This is a genomic window from Schlesneria sphaerica (genome assembly GCF_044336245.1).
Lineage (GTDB): Bacteria > Planctomycetota > Planctomycetia > Planctomycetales > Planctomycetaceae > Schlesneria > Schlesneria sphaerica.
The window spans coordinates 5,868,912-5,881,243 of record NZ_CP172346.1 but is presented as its reverse complement, the minus strand read 5'-3'; the positions used below and the strand labels follow the sequence as shown (position 1 = coordinate 5,881,243).

At 57.1% G+C, this 12,332-nt stretch carries 6 protein-coding genes; 3 read left to right on the top strand and 3 right to left on the bottom strand.

Going from position 1 to position 12,332, the window contains the following annotated elements; genetic code table 11:
- Window positions 1–806: 806 nt before the first annotated feature.
- Window positions 807–3,545 (top strand): pyruvate, phosphate dikinase, encoded by a 2,739-nt coding sequence (gene ppdK, locus ACGY09_RS21245; RefSeq protein ID WP_373652975.1) that lies wholly within the window; start codon window positions 807–809, stop codon window positions 3,543–3,545.
- Window positions 3,546–4,118: 573 nt separating this feature from the next.
- On the opposite strand, the gene ACGY09_RS21240 is transcribed toward ppdK, so the two are convergent.
- The gene (locus ACGY09_RS21240; protein ID WP_397569344.1) at window positions 4,119–7,529 is read right to left on the bottom strand and encodes an efflux RND transporter permease subunit; all 3,411 of its coding nucleotides are present in this window, start codon (window positions 7,527–7,529) and stop codon (window positions 4,119–4,121) included.
- Between the two features lie 362 nt (window positions 7,530–7,891).
- On the opposite strand from ACGY09_RS21240, the gene ACGY09_RS21235 reads away from it, so the two are divergent.
- Window positions 7,892–8,806, top strand: a complete 915-nt coding sequence (locus ACGY09_RS21235) for a DNA-methyltransferase (RefSeq protein WP_397569343.1) — start codon at window positions 7,892–7,894, stop codon at window positions 8,804–8,806.
- A 143-nt stretch (window positions 8,807–8,949) separates the two neighbouring features.
- On the opposite strand, the gene ACGY09_RS21230 is transcribed toward ACGY09_RS21235, so the two are convergent.
- Together ACGY09_RS21230 and ACGY09_RS21225 are read right to left on the bottom strand one after the other, a co-directional pair.
- Window positions 8,950–9,915, bottom strand: coding sequence for a C-terminal binding protein (locus ACGY09_RS21230; RefSeq protein ID WP_397569342.1), 966 nt, complete (start codon window positions 9,913–9,915; stop codon window positions 8,950–8,952).
- A gap of 126 nt (window positions 9,916–10,041) precedes the next feature.
- Window positions 10,042–10,659 carry a hypothetical protein gene (locus ACGY09_RS21225; protein ID WP_397569341.1) on the bottom strand — a complete coding sequence of 206 codons (618 nt, stop codon included), beginning with the start codon at window positions 10,657–10,659 and terminating at the stop codon, window positions 10,042–10,044.
- Window positions 10,660–11,015: 356 nt separating this feature from the next.
- Here ACGY09_RS21225 and ACGY09_RS21220 point away from each other — a divergent pair, with 356 nt between their 5' ends.
- Window positions 11,016–12,320, top strand: coding sequence for a cysteine desulfurase-like protein (locus ACGY09_RS21220; RefSeq protein WP_397569340.1), 1,305 nt, complete (start codon window positions 11,016–11,018; stop codon window positions 12,318–12,320).
- Window positions 12,321–12,332 lie beyond the last annotated feature (12 nt).

Sequence of the window (12,332 nt, the reverse complement as noted above, 5' to 3'; positions counted from 1 at the left end):
CTATTCCGCAATCTACCCTTCGCAGCGGCCGCCTCTCGAAACGTGCTAAGTCCATAGGCACCTAGGAAAAACGACGCAGAATACTTCACACAGGCTGAAAAGCCACGAAACAGTCGGTGCGTTTTCCAACAACTCGGCCTCAAATATGCTCACGCCGCAAGTGCGCAATCAGGATTCGTGATTGATCGCCATCAAGCATCCGGCTTCACCCGCGATGCGACCTCATTCACGCAATCTTGTTGCCGATTTCACCACCCCGTTCACCCCTATGGGGCGAGATCCGCACGGCACTCCATCGAGCACTCCGACGACCCTCAGAATGGGGTTCGCGCGAACATGCGACCGACCTGAATGACCACTCGCCAATTCCTTCAATTGGTCGATGGGGCATTGCAAAACGCAACCCGACGGCGGGGGGGCACACGACCGCGAATGACACCGCGTCCGTACATCCCTAGCGATTAAAAGCAGCAGACATTGACTGCCGGCAGAGTGACGCCCCGGTCACCAGGGCAGGGCCGTGGCAGCCCTGCCGAAAACCTCAGACAAAACCCATCAACCTGAGGTGATTCGAGTGCAAACATGCGACGGAAAGAGCTACGTTTTCAGGTAGATCGGGTCGCAGCAATTCTATCGGTTCTCTTGAAGTTCGACCGTTCGATCGCTAATTTTCGGCCTCGTCAACAAGGGGGTTGCATGAGCGATGAAAGTTCGCGCCGCAGTTGTCCCGCTCAGTCGACCCGAATCCGGGTCGCTATCTACCATGTCTGAGGTCGCATTAGCGGCCTGCATTTGAAGGACTTCGCATGTCGACCAAGTACGTGTATTTTTTCGGCGACGGTCAGGCCGACGGTGACTCATCAATGAAAACCCTGCTGGGAGGCAAGGGTGCGAATCTGGCCGAAATGGTTCGTATCGGCCTGCCCGTTCCCGCTGGTTTCACCCTGACCACCGAAGTCTGCACCTACTACTACGCGAACAACAGGACGTTTCCACCCGAGCTGAAGCAGCAGGTCCTGGACGCTCTCAAGAAAGTCGAAAAATCCATGGGTGCAGAGTTCGGCTCTGCCACTAACCCATTGCTGTTCTCATGCCGCTCCGGTGCCCGGGAATCGATGCCAGGGATGATGGACACGGTGTTGAACATCGGCCTCAACGACACGACCGTTGTCGCTCTGGCCAAGCAGACCGGCAACGAACGATCCGCCTGGGACAGCTACCGTCGCTTCGTACAGATGTACGGCGACGTCGTGCTCGAGCTGAAGCCAAAAGACAAGACCGAAGGGGATCCGTTTGAAGTCGCTCTCGAACACAAGCGAGAAAAGGCCGGCGTCAAGGAAGATTCACAGTTGTCGGTCGAACAGCTCAAAGAGTTGGTCGCTGAATTCAAGCAACTGATCAAGACCCGCGCTGGCAAAGACTTCCCCACCGATCCGATGGAACAGGTCTGGGGTGCGATCGGTGCCGTGTTTGGCAGCTGGATGAACGATCGCGCCATGGTGTATCGCCGAACATACGGCATCCCTCACGAATGGGGTACGGCCGCCAACGTTCAAGCGATGGTCTTCGGTAACCTGGGTGACGATTGCGCTACCGGCGTCGGACTGACCCGCGACTGTGCTCTGGGAACCCCCGGCTTCTGCGGTGACTATCTGATCAACGCACAGGGCGAAGACGTTGTCGCAGGGATTCGTACTCCAAAGCGAATCGAAGAAACCCTCGCCAGCGATATGCCAGAGTCGTACAAGCAATTGAACGAAATCGGCAAGAAGCTCGAAAAGCACTACAAAGAAGTGCAGGACATCGAGTTCACCATTCAGCGTGGCAAGGTCTACATGCTTCAGACCCGAAACGCCAAGCGAACCGGTTTCGCAGCGGTTCGTATCGCTGTTGACCTCGTCAACGAAGGTCTGATCACCGAGCAGGAAGCACTGCAGAAACGCCGTATTCCCGCTGACGACCTTGCACAGCTGCTGCAGCCCATCTTCGATCCCGCCTCGAAGGCCACGGCCACCAAGGAAGGCCGCTTCCTGGCGAAGGGAATCAACGCCGGTCCTGGCGCTGCTTCCGGGGTGATCTGCCTGTTCGCAGACGAAGCCGAACAGTTCCACGAGAAGAACCCGAACACGGACATCATTCTCGTCCGTAAAGAAACCAGCCCCGAAGATTTGCGCGGGATGAAGGCCGCGAAGGGGATTTTGACTGCAACCGGTGGTGCCAGCTCACACGCTGCACTGGTCAGCCGTCAGATGGGTAAGGCCTGTATCGTCGGCTGCTCGGCCATTGAAGTGGATTACACCACCAACACGATCAACGTTGGCGGCAAGACCCTGAAATCGGGCGACTTCATCTCGATGGACGGCTTCACCGGCGAAGTCTTCGAAGGCAAGGTGCAAACCAAGCCAAGCGAAGTAATTCAGGTACTCGTCCAGAAGACACTGAAGCCAGAAGAATCCGAAACCTACCAGCGGTACGCACAGCTCATGGGCTGGGTCGACAAGCACCGCAAGCTGCGAGTGCGAACCAATGCCGATACCCCCAACCAGGCCGACGAAGCCATCGCCTTCGGTGCCGAAGGGATTGGACTTTGCCGTACGGAGCACATGTTCTTCGATCACCTTGACGAAATCCGTCACATGATCGTGGCAGAAACCAAGGAATCCCGCGAAGAAGCTCTCGCCAAGCTGCTGCCATTCCAGCGGGAAGACTTCGCCGGATTGTTCCGCAGCATGAACGGTCGTCCCGTGACGATCCGTCTGCTCGATCCTCCACTGCACGAGTTCCTCTCTGACCGTCACCTGGAAGAACAGCCCGACCTGGCTCAGAAACTGGCGAGCTGGACCAACAGCACGGTCGACGCTGTAAAGCGACGCGTGGGCGAGTTGCACGAAGCCAACCCGATGCTGGGTCACCGCGGTTGCCGTCTGGGAATCGTCTATCCGGAAATCACCGCGATGCAGGCTCGGGCGATCTTCGAAGCCGCTGTCAAGGTGAAGAAGGAAGGCATCAACGTTGTTCCCGAAGTCATGGTTCCGCTCGCCGGTTTCCTGACCGAGTTCAAGCACCAGGAAAAGATCATCCGCGCTGCCGCAGAAGCGGTCTTCAAGGAAACCGGCACCACGCTGGAATACCTCGTCGGCACGATGATCGAAGTTCCACGAGCTGCCGTTCGGGCCGATCAGATCGCTTCCGCTGCTGAGTTCTTCAGCTTTGGAACCAACGACCTGACCCAGACCACTCTGGCAATCAGCCGCGATGACTACGGCCCGTTCATCGGTTACTATCGTGAACACGACATCATTCCAAGCGATCCGTTCCAGACGATCGACCAGGAAGGTGTCGGCGACATCATGAAGATTGGTGTCGAACGCGGTCGTTCGTCACGAGCAGACCTGAAGATTGGTATCTGTGGTGAACACGGTGGTGATCCCGCTTCCGTAATGTTCTGCCACGATATCGGTTTGAACTATGTCAGTTGCTCGCCACGTCGCGTTCCCGTCGCGAAGCTGGCTGCCGCTCAACAAGCTCTCGCTGCCGGAAAGTAATCCGCACAGACGCTTGAAGAGCCTCGCCCGAAGCTCCGCCCTCACAGCGGAAATCGGACGATGACAGATCTTCCGAGAGCCCGACGTTCCCCAGGAACGTCGGGCTCTTCGCTTTTATGGATGCGTAAACGGCCTGCAATCGAGTCACAAATGGCCTGCGGGCGGGCACAGAGCGTGACCAATACGGTGAAGATCCGTACCCGGCATCAGCGACGTGGGACGAAATTACGCAGCCAGGAAGACGCAGTCGGGTGTCAATTGCTCCAACGGCGTCAGACCCGGCTCAGGCAGCCTCGTATCGAGCCATACCGCATACTCTTTGGAAAACCGCGGGTGCTGCAGATGATGTTCACGAGCACGAAGGGATGAGGACTCGCTTCCCGTCCAGAATGATCCGCCGAGTCGAATCGTGCTTGAGAGATTTCTGCTGCTTCACAGGGCAGGGTACGACCGTCCAAACACGTACACCCACGGCAACCGCCTCATCACCGGTAATGAGGTGTAATCGGCCGTAAGGGGTCTAGCCAGAAGCCGCCCCTTTCCGTCCCGATCGCTTGCCGAAGAACAATCAAATCAGGGTGCTACGGGATGTGAACCGTGAGGACCGTGGCTTGTGGGAGAAACTTCGGGTTCTGCGATCACCTTCGGGGGCCCTGACATCAACTGAATGACGTAGAAGAAGACAGGGGTCAGGAAGATCCCGAACAGGGTGACGCCGAGCATCCCTGCGAACACGGCGATCCCCAGTGTCTGCCGCATTTCAAAACCGGCACCACTGCCGATCATCAGCGGAACGACCCCCAGAATGAACGCGAACGATGTCATGATGATCGGGCGCAATCGCAGCCGACACGCCTCCAGTGTTGCTTCACGAGGGGAAAGTCCGGCGAGGCAGCGAGCCCGGGCAAACTCCACAATCAGAATCGCGTTCTTACAGGCCAGACCGACCAGCACCACGAAGCCAATTTGCGTGAAGATGTTGATATCCATGTTGGCCATCAGCACGCCGACAACCGAACAGAGCAAACACATCGGCACCACCAGAATTACAGCCAGCGGCAGCGACCAGCTTTCATACTGGGCCGCCAGCACCAGGAAGACCAGTACCACCGCCAGCAGGAAGGCGAACATTGCGGTATTACCTGCTTCGAGCTGAAGCAGTGCCAGTTCTGTCCATTCTGCCCGCATCGACGGAAGCAGGACATTTTGGGAAAGTTCATTCATTCGGTCGATCACCTGACCCGAACTCGTTCCCGCAGCCCCGTTGACGTTCACGATGGCCGACGGGTACAGGTTGTAGCGAATCACCATGACGGGCCCCGTGATTTCTCGCACTGAAGCGACCGCCGCCAGGGGAACGAGTTCGTGATTTTCGCTTCGAACCAGAACGCGTTTCAGGTCTTTGGGGGCCATGCGGAACTGGGCGTCCGACTGGACATTCACCTGCCAGGTACGACCGAAACGGTTAAAGTCGTTGACGTAAAGTGAACCAAATCCGACCTGAAGAGCTTCAAACAATGAGGAAAGCGAGACCCCTTTGCTGCGGGCGGCCCGCCGATCGATATCGATGAACAACCACGGTGTGTCTGCCCGGAAACTGGAAAACAGCCCGGTCAGCCCCGGAATCGCGGATCCTTCATCAACGATTTGCTGACTGACGGTCTGAAGTGCGGTCGCACTGCTGTCACCGCGGTCCTCAACAACCATTTTGAAACCCCCGGCAGTTCCCAGCCCATCCACTGGTGGAGCACCGAACAGGTTGATCAACGCATCCGGAACTTCTTTCTCGAGAGAGGCTTTTAGCGTGTCGGCGATCTGATCCGCGGTCAAATCACCTCGATGGTGGAAGTCATCCAGCATGAGATAAACCGTGCCGAAGTTTGGTGCGTTGGCACCGAGCACAATCGATTGACCGGCGATTCCCATCGTGTCTTTCACGCCATGGGTTTGCTTCGCCAGTTTTTCAATGCTTTTCATCACCGTGTTGGTTCTGTCCAGTGATGCCGAGTCAGGCAACTGGACGTTGACCAGAAGATATCCCTTATCCTGTGAGGGAATGAACCCTGAAGGAGCAATCGTAAACAGGTGGTAGGTGAGATAGATGAAACCAGCATACCCCAGCAGCACAACGAAGCTTGCGCGGAGCAGAAGCCCCACGATTGCGACATAGCCTTCGGTGACCAGATTGAATCCGAGGTTGAACCAGCGGAAGAACCACCCCAGCAGGCGATTTACCAGCCCGCAAGCGATCTGCGCGACAATGATACCCACAATCGCGGTCAGCAACTGCGGTGAGATGTAAGCAAAGATCGGCTCACCCGCCTTTCCGAGTTGCTCAGCAACCCAGGAACCCGAAGCGTATCCGATCCAGGCACCAATCATCAGAATGAGCAGTCGGGGCAGGGCCTCTCCTGACGCGTGACCGCCACCGGCAGTCGCATGACCATGAGCCCCCTCTGCATGTTCACCGGCATGAGGAGATCGGGGCTTGAGCAGCAGCACAGCCAACGCCGGACTGAGCGTCAACGAGTTAAACGCCGAGATCACTGTCGAAATTGCGATCGTCAATGCAAACTGCTGGAAGAACCGACCTACGATCCCCGTGATGAAAATACAGGGGATGAACACCGCACTCAGCACCAGACCGACTGCAATAACGGGTCCCGCCACTTCATCCATGGCGCGAATTGCGGCCTCGCGCGAGGTGGCTCCTTCCTCCAGATGCCGCTCGATTGCTTCAACCACAACGATGGCATCATCGACGACGATCCCGATCGCCAGCACCAGGCCGAACAGGGTCAGGGTATTGAGGCTGAAGCCGAACGCGGCCATCGCCGCGAACGTACCGACGACAGCAACCGGAACCGCGACCAGCGGGATCACCGCAGCACGCCATCCCTGCAGAAACACAAGAACCACCACGGCCACGAGGATCACGGCGTCCCGCAACGAGTTGAACACTTCGTTGACAGACTCCTGAATGAACGGCGTCGTGTCGTAGACGATGTCGTAATCAATGCCGCCAGGAAACCGTTCTTTCAGCTCCTCCATTTTGCGGCGAACAAGCTGTGCCGTTCCGAGAGCATTCGATCCCGGCAATTGATAGACGGATAACGCGACCGACGGCTGCGAATTCAGAGTACACATCTGGTCGTAGCCTAGCGCACCCAGCTCTGTCCGTGCGACGTCCTTCAATCGGATCAAAGAACCATCCGCTTCGGTTCTCAGAACCATGTCCGAGAATTGTTCGTCTTCAGACAATCGTCCCAGCGTTGTCATGGTGAATTGAAAGACCTGGTCTTTCGCCGCAGGGGGCTGGCCGATCTGTCCCGCAGCGACCTGGATGTTCTGCTGTTCGATCGCGTGGACGACGTCATCGGTCGTTAACCCACTACTCGCCAGTCGCTCGGGATCAATCCAGACGCGCATGCTGTAATCGCGCTGTCCGAGGAATGTGATATCCCCCACCCCGGGCAGTCGTGAAAGCTCGTCTCGCAACTGAATGGTCGCGTAGTTACTGAGATACAAGTTGTCGCGACTGTCGTCAGGCGAAAACAGATTGACGATCATCAGCACGCTGGGAGACTTCTTCTTCACAGTGACGCCGCGTCGCTGGACCAGCCCTGGAAGAATCGGCTGTGCCAGCGCAACACGATTTTGCACCAGAACCTGTGCCAGATTCAGGTCAGTTCCCTGTCGAAATGTCACGGTCAGCGAATACGCCCCGTCGTTGGTGCATTGGGATGACATGTACATCATCCCTTCCACACCATTCACCTGCTGCTCAATGGGGGCGGCGACCGTATCCGAAACAACCCGGGCATTTGCTCCCGGGTAGATTGCCGAGACTTCGACCGTCGGGGGCGTGATCTCGGGATACTGCGTCACGGGAAGAGTGAAAAGAGCGATTCCACCGCACAGCGTAATGACGATCGAGAGGACCGAAGCAAAAATCGGTCGATCGATAAAAAATCGCGAGAACATGCAGGCCGCTCTTTTAAACTGGGGGGGCGGGAACGGGGCTGGCGGAACGATTTCCGGGTCTGGCAGGGCAGTCTGAACCAGTCTCTGCGACGCCGCTCGACTCTCTCCCCTGACTAACACCGCATCCCTCAGAAACAGGAAGAAGCGGGGAGCCAATCAGCTTGCGCACGTGGGAGGATTGTAGCGAGTCGTCAAGTCATCATGTGAGTGAACAAGTGACACGTCAATCCTCACAGCCCCTTAGCAGAGCTTTTCACCCCTCGTTGAGACTTGAAGGGAACCACGCTAGCATCACGGCCGCTGAGTGACCTATTCCGGGCATCGCTGCCCGCTCTTGATAACGCCCGCAGGGAGGCCGTCTGATGCTCGCCTTAAATACGATCCATTCTCTTGATTGCATCGAAGCAATGAAGGGGCTGGAGGCGGGGTGCGTCGACCTTGTCTTTGCGGATCCCCCATTCAATATCGGGTACTCTTACGATGTCTATAAGGATCGTCAGGCACCTCCACAGTATCTGGACTGGTCCCGAAAGTGGATCTCGGGCGTCCACCATGTCCTCAAACCAAATGGAACATTCTGGCTGGCCATTGGCGACGACTATGCAGCAGAACTGAAGCTCCTCAGTCAGGAGATCGGGTTTCATTGCCGTAGCTGGGTGATCTGGTACTACACGTTCGGCGTGAATTGCAAACTCAAATTCAGTCGCTCCCATACGCACATCTTCCACTTTGTGAAGAACGCTAAGAACTTCACCTTTAATGGATCTGAAATCGCAGTCCCCTCTGCACGGCAAACTGTCTATGGGGACGCCCGTGCCAACAAGAGCGGACGCCTTCCAGACGATACGTGGATTCTGCGTCCTCAGGATCTCGTCGAAGGGCTGACCCCTGAAGAAGATACCTGGTACTTTCCGCGTGTGGCGGGCACGTTCAAAGAGCGTGAAGGTTTCCACGGTTGTCAGATGCCGGAGCAGTTGCTGGGACGGATCATCAAAGTCAGCTCAAACCCCGGCGAACTGGTACTGGACCCGTTCAGCGGCAGTGCCACGACCGCCGCGGTCGCTAAGAAATTGCATCGCAATTTTCTCGCCTTTGACATCAGCGAAGAATACATCGCACGAGGGCTGACACGTCTCGCCAAAATCAACCCGGGGGATGTACTGGACGGAGCCCCCGAACCCAAAGTCAGCGCTCCCGCCACTCCCACAGTGCCAGTCAAACGTGCTCGCGCTGTGAAGAAACAGGAACCCAAAAACGATTCACGACTGTTCAATTAGCGAATCTGGTTTGTCGCCCCGCCGCTTGCTGGCCGGCTCAATCCAAACGCCCCCCCCGTACAAAACGATCTTGGAGAACTTGTCGAGAGTGGGGTCAGTCGCCGGGAGTGCGACGACCAACCCCATCTGTTGGCAGAACAGCGCTATGCCTGGTAGGTCGGATTGACCAGATTATCCGGTCGCTCACCCCGCAGGGCTTGAACAACCTGATTCATCGCCTGCGTCCGCATCTGATCAAGTGACTCCTGCGACACAAATGCGGCGTGGGGTGTGACAATCACCCGCTCGTCCTGATAGAGGGGATCGTTGAGATCCGGTGGCTCGGGCTCGAATACGTCAAGTGCCGCTCCGGCGATGACATTCTTCTGCAGGGCTTCCCCGAGTGCTGCGGGGTCGATCAATCCGCCGCGCGACGTGTTGATGAGATAGGCTGTTGGCTTCATCCACCTCAGCCGCTCGGCATTGAACAGATGCCGCGTTTCGGGGACGAGTGGAGCATGGATTGAAATGTAATCGCTCTGTTCGCAAAGCTCCTTCAACGAAACGATGCGACAGCCCGTGCCGTAGTCCGCCCCCGATCGTGTGTGAGACAGTACCGTCAGCCCCAACGCGCGCAACTTGGGAACGAGTTCTCTGGCGGTATTTCCCAGGCCGATCAGCCCCACGGTCTGACCCGAGAGTCGCCGCATCGGTCCGGCAGCACTCAGATCGTATTCTCCCCGCTTTGTTCGCAGATGGAAGAAGCCGATCTGCCGTGCACATGCCAGCAGCAGCCCCAGTGCGTGGTCGGAAACCTCTGATACGCAGTAATCGGGACAGTTCGTGACCGGAATTCCCAGTTCGGTTGCCGTAGAAACGTCGATGTTGTCGATGCCGATCCCCAGCCGGGCGACGATGCGGCAACGAGGTGCACTTCGAATAACCGTTTCGGTCACGTGAGCCCAGTTCGTCGCAATGGCGTCAACGTCTTTTGCCAGGCCAATGAGTGTCGCTTCATCCGTGGCAGTTGCTTCAACCAGTTCAGCCCTGGCGGCTCCCAGGATCTTCTTTTCAATCTCGGCATCAGGCCAGGCACGGTCCGTCAGCAGCACACGTAAAGCACTCGACATTGTCATCCTTTCACCCGACTCAACACCCCCGCCACGCAGATGCGTGCAGGATTCACTCCATTGATTCAGACAGTATTGATTCAGACAGTCTCAGAGAGACCCTGACCCGTTCCTGCCAGCGACAGATTACCAGACACCCCACCCGCCGAAACCCGTGTTTCCGTAGATCACAGGGCTCATAAAACCGGGGGCCCCAAATCCGAACCCGCCGTAATTGACGACTCCCCAGCCCAACCCGCCGACACCGAACGAATTGTACCCGTAGGCCCCATTCGACATCAGCATCACCTGCTGGCTGTTGATCAGGTTCTGTCTCACCAGATTCTGTGTCATCTGCCCTTCAAGCAGACGTCGGTTGTACTCCCGTTTCAGATGGTCCCGGTAGGCTTCGGCCTGCTGCAGATCCAGCATTGCCTGGTCCATCGCCAGTTGTTCGCCGGTCTCTATTTGAACACGTGGTTTCTGCTCTTTTTGAGCAGCTCGCTCTCGATAAGCCGCGACCAGAGCGCGGACCTGTCGTTCATTCATGCGCCCCAGCATCCGTTCCACTTCCGCAGACTTCTGAGGATCGAACGACATATCGACGATCAGCTGAGCCAGTAACCACGCCCGTAAATCTTCGACTTGTTCGGCTGTCGCGGGGGAGGGAGCTGCCGCAGCGACCGGGGCGGGGGCGGGAGGAAGGGGAAGTTTGTCCAATTCGGCCTGCCCAAACAACGCCAGACTGATCATGAGAGCGTGCATCGCAGTTCTCCGCCGACAGTAAGAAGGACCCGCATTTTCCGAATTTCACGGGCCATAACAAAAAGTATACGCAAACGATTCTCTGAAACAATAACGTCATCGGAAGCACCACCGTTCCGGGATTCCAACTCGCTTCTGTGATCTGCTGCGGAAAAGGAGCAGTTGATGATGGCGCAGAGAACGATCATTCGACGGAGTGACTTGCCTCCCACAGAGCACCATCCCCCCGTGAAGCCGCAGCCAGCCCGTTGCTTCTGACTAGTGGCAATTTGAATAGCGGGCCATTATCGTCGCGAAGAGTGACTCACTGACTGCCATGCTCACTCTGTATTCCCTCTCTTTCACGGACAACCTGAATGGGTTCAGCCACCGACTTTCCGATTGACTGGTGCCGAAATCAGTTTCCTGCACTTCGCCGCACAGTCTCCGGCCACCCTGCGGCCTATTTTGATGGACCGGGGGGAAGCCAGGTCCCATCACGCGTCGCCGAATCGATTGGAAATTACCTTCTCCACACCAACGCCAATCGGGGCGGACAGTACGCAACTGCCCGAGAGAGTGACGAGTTGCTGGAGTCGGCGCACGAGACGCTGGCAGTCTTTCTCAACGCGGCTCATCCTGAATCCATCATCTTCGGCGCGAATATGACGACGCTCACCTTCGCCCTCAGCCGCGCCCTCAGTCGAACATGGCAGGCCGGTGACGAAATCGTCGTGACTCGTCTGGACCATGATGGCAATGTCACTCCGTGGGTGCTCGCGGCACAAGACGCGGGAGCCGTTGTCCGGTATGTCGATTTTCACAAATCCGATTGCACACTCGACCTGGCAGACCTGTATTCGAAACTTTCCGACAGGACCCGATTGGTCGCCGTGGGCTGCGCATCGAATCTCGTCGGAACCCTGAATCCAGTTCAGGAAATCTGTAAGCGAGCACACTCCGTTGGAGCCCAGGTCTTTCTGGATGCCGTCCACTATGCCCCGCACAGTCTTCCCGACGTCGAAGAGTGGGGCTGCGACTGGCTGGCCTGTTCGGCCTATAAGTTCTTCGGCCCCCACGTCGGCGTCCTGTACGGAAAACGGGACCTGTTAACGTCGCTGACTCCGTACAAGCTGCGGCCCGTCACCGAAACGCTGCCCGGTCGGTGGATGACGGGAACCCAGAACTTCGAAGGAATCGCAGGAACGAAGAGTGCCGTCGAATACCTGGCAGCCCTGGGACAGCAGGTCGACAATTCCGCCACATCACTCAGAGATCGATTACGCTCAGCGTATGCGGCCATCGGCACCTACGAGCGTAATCTGAGTGCAAAGTTGATTAATGGGTTGCTGACAATTCCCGAACTGAAGGTCTTTGGACTGACGAGCCCTGATCGTCTCGCCGATCGCACCCCCACGGTCAGTTTTGTGCACGACCGGTTTAAAGCGATTGACGTCGCTGACCGACTGGGGCAGGAGGGACTGTTCGTCGGCCACGGTAACTTCTACGCGCTTCAAGTGACCGAAAACCTGGGACTCGAACCTGACGGCGTCATTCGTGTCGGATTGATGCACTACAACACGTCTGGCGAAATTGACAGACTGCTTAACGCATTGCAATCGCTGTCGGTCTCAGCGGAAATTTTCCGCGGGGGACGACGAGTTCCTGCGGCGCGCTCCTGAATTGTGTAGTCG